Source organism: Actinoplanes cyaneus (assembly GCF_016862095.1).
GTDB classification, from domain to species: domain Bacteria; phylum Actinomycetota; class Actinomycetes; order Mycobacteriales; family Micromonosporaceae; genus Actinoplanes; species Actinoplanes cyaneus.
The window spans coordinates 35,028-54,881 of sequence record NZ_BOMH01000066.1; the positions used below are offsets into that span (position 1 = coordinate 35,028).

15 protein-coding genes are annotated in these 19,854 nt (G+C 71.4%); 3 read left to right on the plus strand and 12 right to left on the minus strand.

All coding sequences use genetic code 11. The annotated features are described in order from the left end of the window. Positions 1-179 precede the first annotated feature (179 nt). From Acy02nite_RS37630 to Acy02nite_RS37640, 3 genes are read right to left on the minus strand one after another with little or no spacing between them, the layout of a single operon-like run. Positions 180-782 carry a hypothetical protein gene (locus Acy02nite_RS37630; RefSeq protein WP_203752491.1) on the minus strand — a complete coding sequence of 201 codons (603 nt, stop codon included), beginning with the start codon at positions 780-782 and terminating at the stop codon, positions 180-182. Beyond that, positions 779-1,528 (minus strand): class I SAM-dependent methyltransferase, encoded by a 750-nt coding sequence (locus Acy02nite_RS37635; protein WP_239175552.1) that lies wholly within the window; start codon positions 1,526-1,528, stop codon positions 779-781. The genes Acy02nite_RS37630 and Acy02nite_RS37635 overlap by 4 nt, the downstream gene beginning before the upstream one ends. A 37-nt stretch (positions 1,529-1,565) precedes the next feature. Then, positions 1,566-2,831, minus strand: coding sequence for a DUF1996 domain-containing protein (locus Acy02nite_RS37640; protein ID WP_239175554.1), 1,266 nt, complete (start codon positions 2,829-2,831; stop codon positions 1,566-1,568). Positions 2,832-3,064: 233 nt separating this feature from the next. Between Acy02nite_RS37640 and Acy02nite_RS37645 the strand changes: the two genes are divergently transcribed. Then, complete coding sequence (locus Acy02nite_RS37645; RefSeq protein WP_203752496.1) at positions 3,065-4,603, plus strand: sensor histidine kinase; 1,539 nt, start codon at positions 3,065-3,067, stop codon at positions 4,601-4,603. Between the two features lie 10 nt (positions 4,604-4,613). Here Acy02nite_RS37645 and Acy02nite_RS37650 read toward each other — a convergent pair whose 3' ends face one another. From Acy02nite_RS37650 to Acy02nite_RS37660, 3 genes are all read right to left on the minus strand, one after another. Beyond that, positions 4,614-5,822, minus strand: coding sequence for a hypothetical protein (locus Acy02nite_RS37650; protein WP_203752498.1), 1,209 nt, complete (start codon positions 5,820-5,822; stop codon positions 4,614-4,616). 99 nt (positions 5,823-5,921) lie between these two features. After that, positions 5,922-6,503 carry a TetR/AcrR family transcriptional regulator gene (locus Acy02nite_RS37655; RefSeq protein WP_239175556.1) on the minus strand — a complete coding sequence of 194 codons (582 nt, stop codon included), beginning with the start codon at positions 6,501-6,503 and terminating at the stop codon, positions 5,922-5,924. A gap of 263 nt (positions 6,504-6,766) precedes the next feature. Then, entirely contained in the window at positions 6,767-7,690 is a 924-nt protein-coding gene (locus Acy02nite_RS37660; protein ID WP_203752500.1) for a LysR family transcriptional regulator, read from the minus strand. A 107-nt stretch (positions 7,691-7,797) separates the two neighbouring features. Between Acy02nite_RS37660 and Acy02nite_RS37665 the strand changes: the two genes are divergently transcribed. Then, entirely contained in the window at positions 7,798-8,958 is a 1,161-nt protein-coding gene (locus Acy02nite_RS37665; RefSeq protein ID WP_203752502.1) for an outer membrane protein assembly factor BamB family protein, read from the plus strand. Positions 8,959-9,012: 54 nt separating this feature from the next. On the opposite strand, the gene Acy02nite_RS37670 is transcribed toward Acy02nite_RS37665, so the two are convergent. Beyond that, positions 9,013-10,200 (minus strand): fascin domain-containing protein, encoded by a 1,188-nt coding sequence (locus tag Acy02nite_RS37670; RefSeq protein WP_203752504.1) that lies wholly within the window; start codon positions 10,198-10,200, stop codon positions 9,013-9,015. Positions 10,201-10,342: 142 nt separating this feature from the next. Next, a complete protein-coding gene (locus tag Acy02nite_RS37675) occupies positions 10,343-10,891 on the minus strand; it encodes a GGDEF domain-containing protein (protein WP_203752506.1) in 549 nt (182 codons plus the stop codon). Between the two features lie 224 nt (positions 10,892-11,115). On the opposite strand from Acy02nite_RS37675, the gene Acy02nite_RS37680 reads away from it, so the two are divergent. Continuing rightward, positions 11,116-11,850 (plus strand): maleylpyruvate isomerase family mycothiol-dependent enzyme, encoded by a 735-nt coding sequence (locus tag Acy02nite_RS37680; protein ID WP_203752508.1) that lies wholly within the window; start codon positions 11,116-11,118, stop codon positions 11,848-11,850. Between the two features lie 13 nt (positions 11,851-11,863). Here the strand turns inward: Acy02nite_RS37680 and Acy02nite_RS37685 are convergent, their stop codons facing one another. From Acy02nite_RS37685 to Acy02nite_RS37700, 4 genes are all read right to left on the minus strand, one after another. Beyond that, the gene (locus Acy02nite_RS37685; protein WP_203752511.1) at positions 11,864-13,264 is read right to left on the minus strand and encodes a chitinase; all 1,401 of its coding nucleotides are present in this window, start codon (positions 13,262-13,264) and stop codon (positions 11,864-11,866) included. Positions 13,265-13,344: 80 nt separating this feature from the next. After that, entirely contained in the window at positions 13,345-14,127 is a 783-nt protein-coding gene (locus Acy02nite_RS37690; RefSeq protein ID WP_203752515.1) for a cyclase family protein, read from the minus strand. Positions 14,128-14,711: 584 nt separating this feature from the next. Continuing rightward, positions 14,712-16,346: an allophanate hydrolase gene (gene atzF, locus Acy02nite_RS37695; protein ID WP_239175558.1), complete on the minus strand. Its 1,635-nt coding sequence runs from the start codon at positions 16,344-16,346 to the stop codon at positions 14,712-14,714. Next, positions 16,343-19,840 (minus strand): 5-oxoprolinase/urea amidolyase family protein, encoded by a 3,498-nt coding sequence (locus Acy02nite_RS37700; protein WP_203752518.1) that lies wholly within the window; start codon positions 19,838-19,840, stop codon positions 16,343-16,345. Before Acy02nite_RS37700 ends, atzF begins: the two co-directional genes overlap by 4 nt. Positions 19,841-19,854 lie beyond the last annotated feature (14 nt).

Sequence of the window (19,854 nt, forward strand, 5' to 3'; positions counted from 1 at the left end):
CGGACATCCACGACCGCTGGGCCGCCGCCGGAGCACCGGTCCAGGACTGCGGCGGGCAGGCCGGTCACGCGCGGACGGCGCGGGTAACGAGTCGGCGTCGTCGCGCGCTGCGGAATCCGCGGTGCTCAGAACCTCGGCGGTGTAGCCGGCGAGCTATTGCCGCCACTGGTCCGCGTCCCTCACCCGAGCACCGTGCGGATCTCCGCGAGCAACTGTGGGTCATCGGTGTGCACGACGCTGTACAGGGCAATGCCGCCGCCGACCGCGATCAGGATCTTCGCGGGCCCGTCGAAGCGGTAGGTCGCGTCACAGCCCTGGTTGTCCGCCCAGGCGTATGTCGTCGGCAGCTCGGTGAACCGCTCCCGCAGCCAGTCCAGCACGTCGGGTTTCAGCAGGTGATCAAACTCGGCCGATGCATCGTCCCAGACCCCGGCGTCCCACTCCGACGTCAGCACGTAAGCCGAGAACGAGTCCGCGTACAGCGCCAGCTGCGCCTCGGGGTCGTCCATGTCGGCGATCCACACCGGCGGGTCCGCCCAGCCCGGCTCGTCCGGGCGCGCCGGAATGCCCGGCAATGGTTCCTGCTCGTAGCCGAGCGGCTCGGAAGGCACCCGGACCACCCACCGGCAACAACCCTGCGAGTCGGTCTCGACGACCTGCAGCCCGTGCTCGGCGAAGGTCACAGGCTCACCCAGGACGCCCAGGCTGTTGCCGTTGGACGCCACCGCCGCCGCGCCTCGGCCCGAGCACCACTCGACGACGGCTGGGGGCAGGCTGGTCACGCGCGGACTGCGCGGGTGCAGCGGGTCACGTACGGGAGCTTGATCTCGTCGTGGTCGGCCAGGTCCGGGTGCGAGTCCAGCAACTCGGCCACGTTCCGGAGCAGGTCGGCGCGTTCCGCGTCGGGCAGGACGATCACGTAGCTGCGCGAGGCGATCATGTCGAACAGCGACTGCCGGCCCATCGTGTGCACCCACCGGAACTCGGCCCGCTCGACGTGGGCGAACGGCGCGGCCAGGCTCGGCGCGGTGTCCAGGTCCTGGCGGCTGTGGTGGTGCAGGATCTCGTCGAGCTCGGCGACCCACGGCTCGTCGCTGTCGCGGATGTTCCAGATCAGGCCGAGGGTGCCACCGGGCCGGAGCACGCGCGCGATCTCCGGGATCCCGAGCGCCGGGTCGACCCAGTGCCACGCCTGCGCCATCACGATCGCGTCCACCGACGCGTCCGCGAGCGGGATGTTCTCGGCCGTGCCGTCGTGCACCGCCGCGGCCGGCACGACCTCGGTGAGTTGCTCGCGCATGGCCTCGGACGGCTCGACAGCGATCACATCGAAGCCGGCGGCGACCAGCAGTTCGGTGAACTTGCCGGTGCCCGCGCCGAGGTCGGCGACGGTCGTGGCGGATGCCGGCACGAGCCAGTCGACGGCCTGGCGCGGGTAGCTGGGCCGGCCCCGCCGATACTCCTGGGCGGCCGCCCCGAACGACGCCGCGTGCTGCCTGCGCTGCTGCTCACTTGCCGATGAGGTCACGGGGGCAACATATGTCATGTCGCCCCCGCCGGCACGATCAAGGCTTGCCGTCGGCCCCGCACTTGACGATGATCCGGATGCAGTCGTTGACCCGGCGCGCCATCTCGTCGACCGGCCACGCGTTGAAGAAGTCACCGTGCATCGTGTAGCCGCCACCGGACGCGAGCCGCAGCCGGCCCGGGTCGCCGTTCACCGGGTACCGCATCACCTGTCGCAGTTTCGGCACGACGACCGGGTGACTGGCGGGGCAGGCGTTGTTCACCGGGTACGCCATGTGGCTCTTGTGGTCGGTCGAGTCCAGGTTGCGCCCGTCCCAGCAGTGCGGGAAGTCGAGGTACGACTCCAGCATCGACCCGGCGGGACAGTTCACGAAGTCGCTGAGCGGGTTGACTTCGCCGTGGTGCAGGCAGGACCACCGCGCGATGGTGTTGTCGCCGGGTCCGGCCGCCTTCGCGTTGCCGGCCACGACCCGCAGCCCGAGCGGGAACGGCTGGGTCTGGGCGATCAGCGCGTCGGAGACGCCCTCACCGAGGTAGTAGAAGATGCCGGTCACCGGCTCGACGGGCACGTTGTCCTGGTAGAGGGTGGGAATCCAGTACGACGACTTGTCGATCGACGGGTTGCAGTTGCTGTTCGCGTTGAGCAGGTCGTTGACAGTGGTCGACGCGTTGGTCACCTCGCTGCCGAAGAAGCTGTGCATGTGTGAGGCGCCGGGCAGGTTCGGGAAGACGATCGGGTCGTCCGGCAGCCGGTGGGTGAACGGGCAGTCGGCGAGGAACTCGGCGACCCGCACCGCGCCCGGCGGGATGGTCGGCGTGGTCGTGCCGCCACCGGAGCCGAACACCTGGAACTCGGCGAGCGAGACACCCCATTGCGTGGCCCGGACCGTCGTGGTGAGCCGCACGTATCGACCGGTGCCGTTCACCGCGACCGTCTGGCGCCCACCGGTCCCGGTGGTGGTGCTGTAGCGGGTGGTCCAGGAGTTCCCGTCGGCCGAGGTCGCGATCGAGAAGCTTTTCGCGTACGCCGTTTCCCAGTCCAGCGCCACCGACGTGACCGTGGCACCGGCCCCGAGGTCGACCTGCAGCCATTGCGGATCGGTGAACGCGCTCGACCAGCGGGTTCCGGCGTTGCCGTCCACGGCGTTGCTCGCCGGGAACGCGGCCGATTCGACGGAGGACGCGGTGGCGACCTTGCCCTGGGAGAGCAGGACGTCAGCGGCGCTGGCCGCGGTGGCGGCGACCAGCACGGAGGCGGTGAGTGCCGCGGCCAGGGCAGCGGCGAGCAGGGGGCGTTTTCGCATGGGCGACGAGCCTTTCCAACCACAGGAGGACGGGGGTGTGTCAAGAAAGCGCTCTCTTGCCGCCACTGTGAACGGCGTGTTAACCGGTGTCAATGAGCCGAAACCGCTTCCGCCGACGAATCGGCAGGTCAGCGCGTTGCCCTGAGCGCAGTTCCGGTAAGTGGGGAGGTGGTCCCCGCTTACGGTTCCGGCCGGTCCGCGACGACTGATCATCGATCCTCTACGGTGCCGGTGTGACAAAGAACGGTCGCTGGACGACACAGCAGCACTTCGCCGCGATTCTGGTGGCCATGGTGGTGCTGATCCTGGGCGCCTCGGTCGTCGGTGCGGAGGCGCTGAACCGGACCTCGGCGGTCTCGAACCGGCTCAACGACCGGATCTCACCGGCCCGCACCGCCGTGGTGCAGCTCGACGACGCCCTGCGCAACCAGGACACCGCCCTGCGCGGCTACCTGCTCAGCGGCGCGCCGCAGTTCCTGGACCTGTACCGCGAGAGCGTGACCACGGAACAGACCGTCGCCGCGTCGCTGCGCGAGTTCCTGGCCGCCGAGCGGGAGCCGCTGACCGATCTGGAGGGCGTCGAGCAGGCGGCGGCGACGTGGCGGGCGTCGGTCGCCGAGCCCGCGATCAGGACCCGCGGCGGCGACGTGACGGCCTCCTTCGAGCCGGTTCGCGCTCGATTGACCGTACTGGATGATCGTCTTGTCCTGGCTCGTCAGCAGGGCCGCGCGGCGCTCGCCGACGCTCGGGAGCTGCGGGACATCGTCTTCCTCGGGCTGGTCGCCGCGCTGCTGCTGCTCATCGTCGGGATCGCGATCCTGCTGCGGGTGACAGTGGTCAGCCCGCTGACCCGGCTCGGCGCCGCGGTCCGCGAGGTGGCCGGCGGCGATTTCGCGCACGCGATCACCCCGGGCGGCCCGGCCGACGTCGCCGAGGTGGGTCGCGACGTCGAGGCGATGCGCCACCGGCTGGTCGATGCGCTGACCACCACCGGTCAGGCTCGCGACGTCCTGGAGCAGCGCGAGGCCGAGCTGCGCCGGTCACACGCGGAGCTGGAGCAACGCGAGGTGGAGCTGCGGCGGTCGAACGCCGATCTGGAGCAGTTCGCCTACGTCGCCTCGCACGACCTGCAGGAGCCGCTGCGCAAGGTCGCGTCGTTCTGCCAGATGCTGCAGCGCCGGTATGGCGATCAGCTCGACGATCGCGCGCAGCAGTACATCGGTTTCGCCGTCGACGGCGCCACCCGCATGCAACGCCTGATCAACGACCTGCTCACGTTCTCCCGGATCGGCCGCCTCTACGACGGCAGCGCGCCGGTCGACCTCGGTCAGGTGCTGGACCGGGTCGAGGAGACGCTCGCGGAGAGCATCGAGGAGACCGAGGCCCGCATCGTACGGCCGCGGCTGCCGGTCGTGGCCGGTGACGTCACACTGCTGACCATGCTGTGGCAGAACCTGCTCGGCAACGCGATCAAATTCCGCCGCCCGGATGAGGCGCCGCATGTCGAGATCACCGCCACCGCGACCGGCTCGGAGTGGACGTTCTCGGTCAGCGACCACGGCATCGGCATCGACCCGGAGTTCGCCGACAAGATCTTCGTGATCTTCCAGAGGCTTCATTCACGGGAGAGATACGAGGGTACGGGCATCGGCCTGGCCATCTGCAAGAAGGTCGTCGAGCACCACGGCGGGACGATCGAGCTCGACTCCTCGTACACGCAAGGCGCACGTCTGGTCTTCACCCTGCCGGCGGGCGAGGCGCCAGTCGCCTGATCCCTTCCGGTCAGAACGTAGTTTGGGACAGGACGTCGTTGACGACTTTCTGCGCCGTGGCCTTCCGCGCCGGATCGGTCCGAGCGTCCACCCCGACCTGGTACTTCACGCCGCTGGCCGGGTCCGTGAAGAAGTGGCTGAGCTCCAGCTGGTACTTCCCGGCCCCGTTCTTCGCGGTCTGCCGGAACCGGGTGCCGGCATCGGCGCGGCGCAGCCCGGAGGTGTTCACGAACCAGTCCTTGTCGAGCTGCTGCCGGTCCGCGGCGTCGCAGGCCGACGGGCAGACCCGAAGAATGATGCCGGCCCGCTCGTTCTTCTCGGTCTTCTTGTCGAAACAGACCACGGCGTCGGCCTTCGGAAGATCGACCTTTCCCGGTACGCACCGCCAGGCGCCCGGGATCCGGAAGGCGAACGGCCAGCCCCGCGAACCCGCCGTCGCCGTGGCGTCGCCCCGCTGGAACGTGGCCCCCGCGACCTTGCGTCCCGGCGCGTCGTCACGGAACGCAGGTCCGGCTCCACCGGCGCCCTGGGACGACTCGGGGAACTTCGGCACCGCGGGACCGGTCGGCGCGACCGGGAACGGCGGCGCCTCGGGCTCCGGCGCGGCCGACGGCGTGCTCGCGGCCGGCAGGGCGAACCCGGGCCGGGCGCCCACGTTCGTGAACCCGAGCAGACCGCCCGCGAGCAGGGCGGTAACCGCTACCGCGTTGACGGCGACGGCAGCCGCCACCCCCGGGTAGCGCTGCGGCGCCGCGCCGAGTGCGCCGCGCATGAAGGTGACCAGTGGAGCGCGGTACTCCAGCGAGGCGGACTGGCCGGGCGCGAGCTCGACCGGCAGGTCCGCCTCACCGGCCCGGGGCGGGATCAGGAACGGCACGTGGACGTGCACCAGATGTGAACCAGGATCGACCGGCACGACGACCCGGCGCTTCCACCCGGCGCGGACGCGCTGCCCGTCGATGGTGAGGACCGGCTTGACGAGCCCGAACAGGAACGCGATCGGCGCGTACCGCATCGTCACCGCGACGGTCGCCGTGCCGTGACCGCTCTCCGCCGTGGACCAGGTGGCGGGGAAGTCGGGCGCCGGCGGCAAGAGCTGGGTGACCGGCGGCGCGTAGTCGGCCGCGGGCGGCGGGGAGTAGGTCACCGCGGGCGGCGGCGCATATCCCTCCGGCTGCACCGGATCCCATGACGGAAACGACGGGTAACCCTGGCTCATCGCGATCTCCCCCTGGCAGCCTCTGCTTACGCCAGGGAACACACCGGAACGCACCCATCCGGTTCACGCCGGACCCCGAAGTGTCGAAGTTGGCACCCGTCAGTGACCGGCGCCGTACCGCAGACCGTCGATCAGCAGCGACACCATCCGCCGCGTATGAGCCGCGTCCTCCTCGGCCGGCAGGCACAGGTTCGCCACGGCGACGAGCAGATCCTTGGCGTCCACGTCCCGACGCACCTGCCCGCTCGCGACCGCGGCGCCGAGCAGCGTCTCCAGCGCCGGCCGCAGATGCGCGTCGAAGTACCCGGGCAGCGGCGCGAACGCCGGATCCCCGGAGTGCAGCGCCGCCACGAGCCCCCGCTTGGTCGCCATGAACTCGATGTACCGATCCAGCCAGAGCCGCAACGCCTCGATCGGCGGATGCGCCGCGGCCAGCTCGGGCGCCGCCGCCGCGCACTGGTCGATCTCGTACCGGAAGACCGCGGTCACCAGATCCGAACGCTGCGGGAAGTGCCGGTAGACGGTGCCGAGCCCGACCCCGGCACGCTCCGCGATCTCGCGCACGGGCGCGTCCACCCCCGAGACCGCGAAGATCTCCTTCGCCGCCTCGCGCAACGCGTCCCGGCTGCGCTGCGCGTCCGCCCGCACCCGCCGCACCGGCTCCGCCGTGCTCTCGCCCACCCTGCTCCCCCCGCCCGCCAACCGGAACAAGGTTCCGATCCTACCGCCGGCTTGACTCTCGACCTGGTCGAGGCTTCAGGGTCGTCTCGTCGACCCTGCTGGTGATCAGGGGAGTGATGATGGATCTCGGGAATCCGGTGCTGAAGCCGTGCCAGAACGGGATGCGCGCGGAGGCAGAGGGACGGCTCCCGGAGGCGCGGGCTCTGTTCGAGCGGGCGGCCGAGCACGACGCCGCGTTGCCGGCAGGAGAATACGGCGAGCAGTTACGAGCGGCCGTCACCGACGGTCTGCGCAGGTCGAGCTGACGACCGCTCGCCGCGCAGCAGCGCCAGCGCCGTCCGTCCCACCTCCGACGAGGCCACCGACTCGCGGACGACGACGTGGATCCGTCGCACCGGTGTCGGCCGTACCACCGGGATCGAAACCACCCCGGGCGGCGGCTGTTCAGCCCCGAGAGCGGGCAGAACGGTGATCCCGATGCCGGCCGCGACGAACGCGAGCGCCGCGCGGTAGTCGTGCGCCTCGACGTGGAACGCCGGCCGGAACCCGACGGCCGCGCACGCGTCGAGCGTCACCTGCCGGCACCGCCCGTGCACGAAGTCGTTGTCGATCCACCGCTCCTTCGCCAGCTCGGCGAGCTCGACCTCGTCCCGCCCGGCGAGGCGATGACCTTCGGGAAGAATGACGACGTACGGATCGTCGCGCAGCCGCACGGTCCGGAAGCCGGCCCGCCGCGGCAGCTCGTCGCCGGCCACGACGAGCTGGAGGTCCGGCGGCTCGTCGAGGCGTTCCGGCAGCTCGTCGCAGAGGCGCAGGTCGAGCCGCACCCCCGGGAACGCCCGTGTCAGCCCGTCGACCAGGGCCGGGATCCAGACGACCCCGGCCGACGGGAAGTACGCGATCGACAGCGACCCGGTCCGCCCGGAGCGCAGGTCCGCGACGAGCGCCTCGGCCTGCCCGACCCGCGCCAGCAGCTCGTCGGCCTCCGCGGCGAGCGCCAGACCGGCCGAGGTGGGCCGCAGCCCCCGGCCGGCGCGTTCGAGCAGCACCAGGCCGGTCTCGCGTTGCAGCGCGGCCAGGTGCTGACTGATCGCGGACGGCGTGTACCCGAGGTTCGTGGCCGCCGCGTGCACCGAGCCGCTCGCGACCACCGACCGGAAGACGCGCAGCCGATGCAGGTCCAGCATGCCCGCCACCCTACAGCCGCACTGCACAGACCGGCGCCACCGTGAAACGACGCTGAACTCTCGCGAACCCGGCATCCCGGCGTCCGATTCCGCCTAACCTCCCCGTTATGCGACGAACATCCCGACGATTTGGTACGGCCATGGCCGCGCTCGCCGCGACCCTCGTCGCCGCGGTCCCCGCAGTCGCGGCCACCCCGCGGCCCGCGGCGTCGGACTGGGCGCAGGAGGGGCACGACGCCACCCACGACGGCTTCAACCCGGACGAGTACCGGATCACGGCCGGCACCCTGAGCCGTCTCGTGCAGCGCTGGTCGATCTCCACCACGGGCGGCGCGGTCGAGCAGCAGGCCCCGATCGTCGCGGGCTCGCAGTTGTTCCTGGCCGACAGCGCCGGCATCCGGGCGTACCTTGCTGCCACGGGCGCCGCGGACTGGCAGTTCGCGCTGCCCGCGAGCGACAACCCGCAGGCGCCCGCCGTCGCGACGGACGGGCAGAGCGTGGTGGCGTACCTCCGCACCGGAGAGCTGATCTCACTGGACACCGCGACGGGGTCGGTGCGCTGGCGCAGCCCTGTCCCGTCGAACGCCCCGGCCGGCAGAGTGCTGCTGGACCGGGGTGTCGTGGTCGCCGGCGGCAACGACGGCGAGAACCTCGGCGTGTGGGCGTTCGAGGCGGCGACCGGCAAACCGCTGTGGCACCGGCTCGGCCTCGACCCGCAGTGGCCGGTCGCCGACGGCAAGATGCTGCTGTCCCGGCCGTACCGGGGCGGGCTGCAGGCCGTCGACCTCGCCACCGGCCGGGTCGCGTGGGAGACCGAGAACGACTGGTTCGGCTACGCGGCCGACCCGACCGGCCGGTTCTTCCTGGTCGGGCAGGACACCGTCCTGCTGAAGGTCCGCGCCGACTCCGGCCGGGTCGTGTGGCAGGCCGGCGGCCTGTCGGGTTCCCCGGCGGTCGACCATGATCGGGTCTACATCGCCGCCGAGGACAACCCGGAGATGATCGTCGCCGTCGACCTGCACACCGGCGAACAGCGCTGGCGGCTCGCCGCGGGGCTGATGCCGTCGGTCGCCGGCGGGCTGCTCTGGGCCAGCCACTCCAGCCCGGAGCAGGGCTGGCAGCTGGAGGCGCTCGACCCGGCCACCGGTGTCCCGTTCGACCTGCCGGCCGCCGTCCACAGCGCCGGCGGGGTCGAGCGCGCAGTCGTCACGCACGGCTGGCTCTACACCACCGACGGGGCGACGCTGCGCGCCTTCACCGTGGGCTGAGGGGAGCCGGCACCGACCTCGTCGGCGCCGGCACCCGGACCGCACTGACGGTGCCTACGTCCTCCTGCCGACGATGTAGACGGCGAACTGCTCCCACGTGCCCAGTGCGGCCGTCGTCCGGGCGCGGAGCGTGAACTGGTCCGACCCGGTCCAATCCTCCTCGGAGGCCACATACGGGCCCTCCCATTGCCGGAATGTCGTCCATCCGTCGTGAGACCCGATGTGGAACAGCTCCCACGTGTTGATCGGCATGCTCGGGTCGGTCCGGGCCCGCAGAACGCCCTGCTCGCTACCGGATGACCCCATCTCCGCTGCAACGTTCAACAAGGTGTCGTGGTAGTTCCGCTGCGCCGCGAGATAGTACGTGCCGGTCCCGGCATTCCAGCACAGCCACATCATCTCCCACGGTCCGTCGATGCTTCCCGAGCGAGCCCGCAGCCTGCCCTCGAGTGCCCCGCCGCCACCGACCTCGTCGGCCAGCCACCGGCCCGACCGCGCCCTGATGGACACATAGGCGCAGCTGTCCCGGGAGTCCGCGAGGCGCGGATAGTTCGGGGCGGGCGCCCCAGCCGGCACAGTGGTGGAATTGTGCTCGACCGCCTGCTCGGCACACCGCTGGCGCACCTGCGGAAGGAACTGCACTGGCACAGCAGGCACCACCGGCTGACCACGTGGTCGAAGTCGCTGGGGGACGCCGACCCACGGCCATGCCGCGAGCTCGCCGATGCCCTCGCCGCTCTGCACGACGCGGCGGTCCGGCCCTATTGGGCACGGATCGAAGCCCGGATTCACGCTGACCGTGCGGCGCGGGCCCGCACGATCGTCGAGGCCGGGCTGGAGCATCTCCTGGCGACAGTGTGCCCGTCGCACATCAGGTGGCAGCCACCGATTCTGCAGGTCGACACGCCGCTCGCCAGTGACGCCGATGTGCATCTCGGCGGGCGCGGGCTGATCCTGACACCGTCGGTCTTCGCGGGCGAGTTTCCGTTCCTCGCCTTCGACCTGGCCGATGCGGCCGCCCCGGCAAGACTGGCATACCCCGTGCTCAACGATCTCGTGGCCGCTCGCCAGGTGTGGACCGGCGATCGCCCGGCCGGCCACCTCGCCGCCCTGCTGGGCCGTACCCGAAGTGTGATCTTGGAAAGCATCGCCGACGGATGCGGCACCGTCGAACTCGCCCGCCGTGTTGCGCAACAGCGGCCTGATCGACACCCGCCGGGACGACGCGAGCGTGAACCACACCGTGACGAATCTCGGCGCGGCACTCCTCGACCCGGGCCAGGCCTGCTGACGACGTCGTCCGGGGCGTCGTGGTCGTCGGCGGCGACAACGGCGAGAACCTCGGCGTGCGGGAGTTCGAGGCGGCCACCGTCGACCAGACGTTCTAGTCCCGGCCGGGCGCCTTCGACGGCTGGTACAGCCCCTCGTCCACGGCGTCCGGGAGTTCGGCGGCCGGAGCCCCGTCAGGGTGTCCGGCGTTCTTCAGCTCGGCCGAGTACAACACCCAGGCGTTCTTGGTGCCTCGCTTCGCCGTGTACATCGCCAGCTCCGCCTGGTGCAGCAGCTGGTGCGGGTCGCCGTCACCGGACGGGTCTCCCGGCCGGGACACCGCCACACCGATGCTGGCGCGCAGATGCACGATGTGTCCCGACAGGTTCAGCGGACGCCGGCACTCGTCCAGGATCCGTTGCGCGAGCGTGGTGGCGTCCGCGGCGGAGCCGACGGCCGGCAGCAGGACGGCGAATTCGTCGCCGCCGAGCCGTGCGGGCACATCCGGGGGCTGCACGGTGCGGCGCAGCACATCCGCGAAGCCGATCAGCATCTGGTCGCCGATCTCGTGACCGTACGTGTCGTTGACCTGTTTGAAGCCGTCCAGGTCGATCAGCAGGACCGCAGCGCCAGCACAGACCCCGTCAGCACCGACCGGCGCCACAGACCGCCGAGGGCACAGACCGACGAGGGCACAGACCCCGCCCACCTCAGGGGGCTGACCGCCACCGCCCACCATGCCGCAATCGCCAAGATCCTTTCTCCCGGCCTGTGGACAACCCTCCGCTGTGGACAACCCAGCGGCACCCGTCGGAGACAGGCACAATGGGCGGCGAACCGGGCGAGCTCCCAGCACCGCCCGGCGCAGAATCAGGGGGCAACAGATCCATGGACGTCATCGACGATCTCGAGCGTGAGCAGGACGCGCTGGCCGCGGTGCTGGCCGGCCTTAGCGCGGATGACTGGAAGCGGCCATCGTCGGCAGCGGGATGGACCGTCGCCGATGTCGTGCTGCACCTCGCGCAGACCGAGGAGGCGGTCGTCGCGTCGGCCGCGCACGATCCGACCCGCATCGACTGGCGCCGGTTCGGGGCCACTGTCGACGAGGGCATGGATGCCATGGTTCGCGACGATCCGGCTGCGCCGGAGGCGATTCACGTACGGTGGCAGGCCGCGCGCCGCGCCTCGGTGAGCGCCCTGCGCGCCGCCGATCCGACCCGTCCGCTGCGCTGGGTGACCACGTCGCTGAAGCCGCGCACTCTCGCCACGACCCGGCTCGCCGAGCACTGGGCGCACGCTCTGGACATCACGGTCCCGCTCGGCCTGGACTATCCGGACACCGAGCGCTTGCGGCACGTGGCGTGGCTCGGCCACAGCACGTTGCCGTATGCGTGGCATCTGGCCGGGCGACCCGCCGTGCCGGTGCATGTCGATCTGACCGCGCCCGACGGCTCACGGTGGGAGTTCGGCGATCCGGCGGCCGAGTCGTCCATCAGCGGCGCCGCGGGCGCGTTCTGCCGGGTCGGCGCCCAGCGCCTGGCGCCCGCCGCGTCCGGCCTGCGGACCCGGGGGCCACACGGCGGCGAAGCCCTCAACCTGCTGAGGAACTATGCCGTCACGTGACCCCCGGCGACGATCACGGCAGGGCGTTGAGGAACGGCTCGTGGCTGTTCCGGAACTCCCAGCTGTAGAACTTGTCCCAGTTGATGCTCCACGTCATCAGGCCGCGGAAGTTCGGGTTGAGACCACTGCGCGGGGTGTACGAACCGCAGCTCGTCCCCTTGACCAGGCACGTCACCGCCTGCTGGACGGCCGTCGGCGCGACGTATCCGTTGCCCGCGCTGACCGAGCTGGGCGCGCCGAACGCGATCTGGTCCTCGCGCAGCGCGGGGAACATGTTCGCGGTGTTACCGGTCACCGGGAAGCCGGCGAGCAGCATGTCGGTCATCGCGATGTGGAAGTCCGCGCCGCCCATCGAGTGGTACTGGTTGTCCAGCCCCATGATCGAGCCGGAGTTGTAATCCTGCACGTGCAGCACCGTGAGGATGTCGCGCAGGGCGTAGATCACCGGCAGGTAGGAGCCGGCGCGCGGGTCCTGGCCGCCCCACGGGCCGGAGCCGTAGTACTGGTAACCGAGCTGCACGAAGAACGTCTCGGGCGCCATGGTCAGGACGAAACCGGCGCCGTAACGGGCCTTGAGCGACTTCACCGCGCTGATCAGGTTCACGATCACCGGCGTGGTCGGGTTCTTGAAGTCGGTGTCACCGGTGTTCAGCGACAGCGAGTGCCCCTCGAAGTCGATGTCGACGCCGTCCAGGCCGTACCTGTCGATGATCGCGCTGACCGAGCTGACGAACCTGTCGCGGGCCGCGGTCGTGGTGAGCTGGACCTGGCCGTTCGCGCCGCCGATGGAGAGCAGCACCTTCTTGCCGGCCGCGCGCTTGGCCTTGATCGCCGCGATGAAGTCCGCCTCGGACTCGACGCCGGGGCATTCGGTGGCCGGGCACAGCTTGAACTGGATGTCACCGGAGGTCGCGCTGGTCGGCTCGCCGAACGCCAGGTTGATGATGTCCCAGTCAGCGGGGACGTCGGCCATCCGCAGGTATCCGGAGCCGTTGGCGAAGCTGGCGTGCAGGTAACCGATGAGCGCGTGCTTCGGCAGCCCGCCCACGGGGATCGGCGTGCTCGGCGAGGTGCTCGGTGACGCGCTCGGCGAGGTGCTCGGGGAGGAGGAAGGCGACGCGGACGGGCTCGCGCTAGTGACGGACGGGGACGGGTTCGTCGTGCCGCCGCAAGCACCGTTGCCAACCCAGACGTCCCACTGGCCGCTCTTCACGACCGGGTCCTCCCCCTGGGTCCACCACTTCGCGGTGTAGTTGTTGCCGCCCTTGGAGACGACGTTGTCCTTGACGTAGGTGGCGGTCGCGCTCCAGGCCGGAGCGCACGCCACGGCGGCGTTCGCGGTGGCCGCGACATAGACGGTTGAGCATGCAGCGGCCAGGGCGACCGCGGCCGCAAGGATCACGGATCGACGCATGCGCAATTATTAGGACTGTTAACTGAAGATGTAAAGAGCCCTTGCACGTTCTGTCTCGTGCCGCGAGCCGGCAACGCGGGTTACCAAGTCGCGAGGACCCTGGCCTGCCCGCCCGAGCCGCCCTCGTAGGGAATCAGCCCGACGAAGATCTTCGCGCCGGTCCGCGGGAGGTGAGCGAGGTTCGCCAGGTTCTCGATGCCGTAACGGTCGGCACCGGTCAGCGCGACGTGCGTGTCGAACGTCGTCGACGGCGCCGGATCGAGGCTGAGCGTGTCGACGCCCAGCGCGCGGATCGTGCGGCGCCGCAGCAGCCACTCGCACGCGTCCACGCCGAACCCGGGAAAGTGCGCCCGGTACTCCTCGGGACGGCCCACCTTCGCACCCCACCCGGAGTACATCAGCACGGCCGCGCCGGCGGGGATCTCGCCGTACCGGCGCTCGAAGGCCCGCAGATCGTCGACGGTCACGACGGTGTCCGGATGCCGCGCCGCCCGACCCGCGATGTCGATCACCACGGCCGGGATGACCAGCTCGGACGGTCGCAACTCGGTGGACGTCCGCCCGCCCGCGGTGAAGTGCGCCGGCGCGTCGACGTGCGTCCCGATGTGCTCCAGGACGCGCCACTCCTGCATGAAGTAGCCGTCTTTCTCGATCGTCGTGACGGTCCGCCGCGCCGCCTCCTCCCCCGGCTCGAAACCCGGAAAGCCCGGCCCCAGTGCGTACGTGAGATCGAACAGCCCACCTCGCCCCACCGCGTGCGCCGGGGTGGGGGCGGTCAGGGCGAGGGACGCGGCGAGCCCCGCACCGCCGAGAAGGGCTGCGCGGCGACTCGTTCCGGCATTGCTCCCGTGAGTGGTGCACATCGAGGGTCAGCTCCGTCCGCTCGGCTTCGCTACGCCCCCATCCTGCCGAAGAAGCCCCGCCCGCCGAGCGAAGTGTCGCCATCCGTCACCCGGCACGGTGCTCACCCGGGCCAGCCAGCCACCTCCGCGCCGCCCACCGCTCTGCCGCCACTCCCGGCTCCGCGACCGGCGCGGTCCGTCCGCGATGTGGACATCGGTCCCGGCATCCGGGCGCGACCCGGCCCGGCTGGCGCTCAGGGTTGCATCCAGACCGTTTAACAACCGTGAGCACCAGCCCAACCCACGCGGCTGGCGCTCACGGTTGCATCCAGACCGTTTAACAACCGTGAGCACCAGCCGACGACCTCGCGCCGTCCGGGGGACCAGCCCCGGCCGGCGAGCGGGACCGATCGACCACCGCAACCGGCGCCAGCTACCGCAACCGCAGTCCAGGTGGCTGGCAAGCCCCGAGCAACCACTTGCCACCGTGCCCGGCGGGCCTCAGCGACGGCGAGCGAGACGCCACAGCGCCGTCACCGCGCCCAGGACCCGGCGCAGCAGGAGATCGCCGAGGACGTAGCGGGAAGCGTGCACGGCAAGGTTCTTCATCGGGACTCCAGGTAGGCGAGCCAGCCACCATGGCCGGTGATGTCGGGCGCGCCGTCCACCCCGGCCTGTTCGCAGAGGAAGCCGGTAACGGACGTCCCGTCGTCGAGGCGCACCTTGCCGAGCGCCATCGGCGAGGGCAGCGCGGCCAGGAACGGCCCGAGCGTCGCCGGCGGCAACTCCCACACCTCCCCGAGGATCGAGGCGCCCCCGGAGGGCACACGGACCAGACCGGGTTTGCCGGACGGCAGCGCGTACATCCGATACTCCGGGGCGGTGCGAACGGCCCCGCGCAGGCGTGCCCCGGCCGACGTGAGCTGATGGTTGAGCGGCTGGCCGGACAGATGCGCCCCCACCACCAGCAGCGGGAGGCCGGAGGAGACCGGGGCGGGGGTCTCCCCGACGATCAGCGCGGCGATGTCGGCGGCCACCGCGTCCGCGAATCCACGGGCCACGACCTGGACCCCGATCCCGGGCGCCGGCACCGCGACGGCCGAGAGCCCGAACAGGTTGCAGAAGTTCGTGTACGTCCCGAGCCGCGCGTTCACCCCGATCGGGTCCGCGGTCACGGCGGCGATCGTCGGCTGGAACGGCGCGGTGGGCAGCAGCAGCGCGTCCGCGTCCCCCCACCCCGCCATGGCCTCGCGGCGCAACTCCGCGAGGCACTCAGAATCGGACACGAGCACGTGCGCCGGAACGTCGCGAGCCTTCCGGATGATCGCCCCGACGGTCGGGTCGATCCCGTCGGGCCCACCGTCGACGAAGGGGCCCACGGCCGCATACCGTTCGGCGACGAACCCGCCCTCGTAGAGCAGTTTCGCCGCGGCCAGGAACGGCTCGAGCCGGATGGCCCGCACCACCACCCCGGCCGCTTCCAGGGATTTCACGGCCTGCTCGAATGCCTCGGCATAGGAGTCGGACAGCCCGGTGAGCGTGGCGGGAACCGCGACGACGGGCCGGGGCGGCGCGGCGAGCGGGGCGTCGGCGGGGAGGACCGGGTCACTCATGATCCTGATCGCCCGGCGACCCTCCGACAGCGTACGAGCGAAGATCGTCACGCAGTCGAAACTCCGGCAGGCCGGGACCACGCCGGCCGTCGGCACCAGCCCGTACGTCGGTTTCACGCCCACGATCTGCTGGAACGCGGCCGGCACCCGCCCCGACCCGGCGGTGTCGGTCCCGATCGCGAGGTCGGCGATCCCGAGGGCCACCACCACCGCCGACCCGGAGCTCGACCCGCCCGACACGAGCGAAGGGTCACGGACGTCGCGGACCGCCCCGTACGGGCTGCGGGTCCCGACGAGACCGGTCGCGAACTGATCCAGATTGGTCTTGCCGAGCACGATCGCCCCCGCGTCCACGAGCCGCTGCACGGCCGGCGCGCTGGCCTCGGGGTGGTACGCGTACGTGGGGCACCCGGCCGTCGTCGGAAGCCCGGCCACGTCGACGTTGTCCTTGACGGCCAGCAGCTTCCCGGCGAGCGGCAGCAGTTCACCGGCCGCCAGCCGTGCCTCCAGAGCGACCGCCTCGGCGAGGACGGACGGCAGGTCTCGCAGCGTGATCCACGCCTCCGGCCGTTCCGAGAGCGCAAGCTGCGCAAAGGCGGCCCGGACCCGTTCCTGCGGCGTCATCATGAGTCCTTTCCTGCGGCGAGGACGACGAGCGGATTCCCGGGCGCGACCTGCGCTCCGGGCGTGACCAGAATGTCCACGACCACCCCGTCGCAGGGCGCGAGGACCACCGTCTCCAGCTTCATGGCCTCCAGCGCGAGCAGAGGCTGACCTGCGACAACGGAGTCCCCGGGCCGCGCGTCGACCCGCCAGACACTCGACACGAACGGCGCCTGGACCAGCATGCCCCCGTCCGGCACCGCCACCTCGCCGACAGAGGGTGCCGCCACCGGCTCGGGACGCGGGTCGAACTCGCCCGCCTCGGCCCAGGCTGCGCGTTCCTTCCCGAACGCCGCCGCCTGCTTGGCCCGGAACTCAGCGATCGAATCCTGATGAGAGTTCAGGAAGGCCTGGTGGTCGGCGAGCCGGAACGTTCCCTCCTCGATGCGGAAGCGGTGCCGCCCGGCCGCGACGTCGGCGCGCAGGTCGAGCAGTTCCTCGGCGCCGACCGGATACCACCGGATCTGGTCGAAGTGCCGCAGCAGCCAGGGCGTCTCCCCGCGCGCCCACCGGTTCCAGACCTGGACGGTGCGCCCGACGAACTGGTAGCCGCCGGGCCCCTCCATCCCGTAGATGCACAGGTAGGCCCCGCCGATCCCGACCGCGTTCTCCGGCGTCCAGGTGCGCGCCGGGTTGTACTTGGTGGTGACGAGGCGGTGCCGCGGGTCGAGCGGTGTCGCCACGGGCGCGCCGAGGTAGACATCGCCGAGCCCGAGGACGAGGTAACTGGCGTCGAACACGGTCCGGAACACGTCGTGCACGCTGTCCAGCCCGTTGACCCGCCGGATGAACTCGATGTTCCACGGGCACCACGGGGCGTCGTCGCGGACCCCGGCCATGTAGCGCGCGATCGCCTCCCGGGTCGCCGGGTCGTCCCAGGAGAGCGGCAGGTGCACCACCCGGCTCGGCACGGCGAGGTCCTCGGCGGCCGGCAGGTCCAGCGACCGCACCACGTCCAGGAGCTTGCGCACTGGCAGCTTCGCGGGGTCGACGTGGATCTGCAGCGACCGGATCCCCGGCGTCAGGTCGACGACGCCGTCCAGCCCCTCGGCGCGGAGCCGGTCCATCAGCGCGTGCCCGCGCATCCGCAGCCCGAGATCGAGGGTCATCGGCCCGAACTCGACCAGCAGGTTGTCATCGCCGGACCGCCGATAGGTGACGTCCTCGTCGCGCGCCAGGATCCCGTCGTCCACAGTCCTGATCAAAGGCACGAAGTCACGATCATCAGTGGATACGAACGTGACGGAGTCCCCCGGGCTGAGCTGCCCGAGTTTCCACCGCTCGGCCGTGATCACCGTGGCCGGGCACACGAAGCCGCCCAGGCTGGGCCCGTCCGGCCCGAGCAGGATCGGCACGTCCCCGGTGAAGTCGATCGCCCCGACCGAGTACGGCGTGTCGTGGATGTTCGACGGGTGCAGCCCGGCCTCCCCGCCGTCGGTCCGCGCCCACCGCGGCTTCGGCCCGACCAGGCGCACCCCGGTCCGCGCCGAGTTGAAGTGCACCTCGAACGTCGCGGCGTAGAACTCGTCGATGTCCTCGCGGGTGAAGAACTCCGGGGCGGCGTGCGGCCCCTCGGTGACCCGGATCCGCCACTCGCGCCGGATCGCCGGACGGTCCGCGACCGGCACCGGGCCCGCGACCGTCACCGGATCGGTGCCGGCCCGCAGCACGTCGCCGATCCGCAGCGCGCGCCCGCCGTGCCCGCCGAACTGCCCGAGCGTGAACGTCGACGCGCTCCCGAGATACTCCGGGACGTCCAGCCCGCCCGCGAAGAGCACGTAGATCCGCAGCCCGGACTCGCTCACCCTGCCTACGTCCAGCACGGACCCGGCGGGCACGACGACGGGCTCCCAGCGCGGGACCCGCACCCCGTCCACCGTCACGGGCGCCGCTGCCCCGGTCACACAGATGGTGGTCTCGGCACTGAACCGCAGCGCCGGGCCGTCGACCGTGCACTCCAGACCCGGTGCACCCTCGTCGTTGCCGAGCGCCTTGTTGCCGAGCCGGAACGACAGGTCGTCCATCGGCCCGGACGGCGGCACCCCGACCTCCCACAGCCCGGTGCGCCCCGGCCAGTCCTGCACGGTGGTCATCGTCCCGGGCCGCTCGACGACGATGCGCGGCTCCTCGTCGTGCACGTCCGCGAGGGTCGCCGTCGAGTGCAGCGCGGCCAGGACCTGCGGGTTCGCGGCGGCGGCGCGCAGCAGACCGAGGTTCGTCTCGATCCCGTCGATCCGGGTGCCTTTCAGGACCAGACCCAATCGGGCGTACGCCTGCTCGCGCGTCTCCGCGGTGACGATCACCTTGGCGAGCATCGGGTCGTACGCCGTGGACACCTCGGTGCCCGCGGATACCCAGCCGTCGACGCGTACGCCCTCGGGGAAGACCGTGTTGGTGATCAGCCCGGCGCTGGGCCGGTGCCCCTGGGTCGGGTCCTCCGCGTAGACGCGCGCCTCCACGGCCGCGCCCGCCGCGCGCCGCGGCTCGTCCAGGAACTCGGCCTCACCCCGCGCCAGTCGCAGCATCCACTCGACGAGGTCGATCCCGAAGATCTCCTCGGTGACCGGATGCTCCACCTGCAGACGCGCGTTGACCTCGAGGAACGACGCCTCTTCGCGCTCGGCGTCGTAGACGAACTCGACGGTCCCCGCCGAGCGGTAGTCCACCGAGGCGCACAGCGCGGCCGCCGACTCGTGCAGGCGGGCGCGCACGTGGCCGGGCAGCCCCGGCGCGGGCGCCTCCTCGATCACCTTCTGGTTGCGTCGTTGCAGGCTGCAGTCCCGGTCGCCGAGCGCCACCACCCGTCCGTGACCGTCCCCGAACACCTGCACCTCGACGTGCCGCGCCCGCTGCACGAAGCGCTCCAGGAACACGCCGCCGCTGCCGAAGCTGGCGACGGCGAGACGCTCGACCCGGTCGTACGCCTCGATCAGCTCTTCGGGGTTCCGGCAGGCCTGCATGCCGATGCCGCCGCCGCCACCGGTCGCCTTGAGCATGACCGGGTAACCGATGCGCGCGGCCTCGTCGAGGGCCTGATCGATCCCGGACAGCAGCCCGGTCCCCTCGATCATCGGGACTCCGGCCCGGCGGGCCAGGTCCCGGGCGGTGTGCTTGGCGCCGAACGCGGTCAGCTGTGCCGGGGTGGGCCCGACGAACGCGAGCCCGGCGTCCTGGACGGCCGTCGCGAACCCGGCGTCCTCGGAGAGGAACCCGTAGCCGGGGTGAACGGCCCCGGCGCCGGTGGACAGCGCCGCGTCGAGCACCCGGTCGACGACCAGGTAACTCTCCCGGGCCGGCGGCGGGCCGAGCCGGACGGCGAGGTCGGCCATGCGGACGTGCGGCGCGGCCCGGTCGGCGTCGGAGAACACGGCGACGGTCTTGAGGCCCATCCGCGAGGCGGTGCGGATGATCCGGCAGGCGATCTCGCCACGGTTGGCGACGAGCAGGGTGTCGAACATGGGAGCGGGCCTCC

Coding starts and splice junctions, on each gene's coding strand:
- Acy02nite_RS37640 (WP_239175554.1), bottom strand. CDS start 2,831: ATGCGAAAACGCCCCCTGCTCGCCGCTGCCCTGGCCGCGGCACTCACC.
- Acy02nite_RS37650 (WP_203752498.1), bottom strand. CDS start 5,822: ATGAGCCAGGGTTACCCGTCGTTTCCGTCATGGGATCCGGTGCAGCCG.
- Acy02nite_RS37660 (WP_203752500.1), bottom strand. CDS start 7,690: ATGCTGGACCTGCATCGGCTGCGCGTCTTCCGGTCGGTGGTCGCGAGC.
- Acy02nite_RS37665 (WP_203752502.1), top strand. CDS start 7,798: ATGCGACGAACATCCCGACGATTTGGTACGGCCATGGCCGCGCTCGCC.
- Acy02nite_RS37680 (WP_203752508.1), top strand. CDS start 11,116: ATGGACGTCATCGACGATCTCGAGCGTGAGCAGGACGCGCTGGCCGCG.
- Acy02nite_RS37685 (WP_203752511.1), bottom strand. CDS start 13,264: ATGCGTCGATCCGTGATCCTTGCGGCCGCGGTCGCCCTGGCCGCTGCA.
- Acy02nite_RS37690 (WP_203752515.1), bottom strand. CDS start 14,127: ATGTGCACCACTCACGGGAGCAATGCCGGAACGAGTCGCCGCGCAGCC.
- atzF (WP_239175558.1), bottom strand. CDS start 16,346: ATGATGACGCCGCAGGAACGGGTCCGGGCCGCCTTTGCGCAGCTTGCG.
- Acy02nite_RS37700 (WP_203752518.1), bottom strand. CDS start 19,840: ATGTTCGACACCCTGCTCGTCGCCAACCGTGGCGAGATCGCCTGCCGG.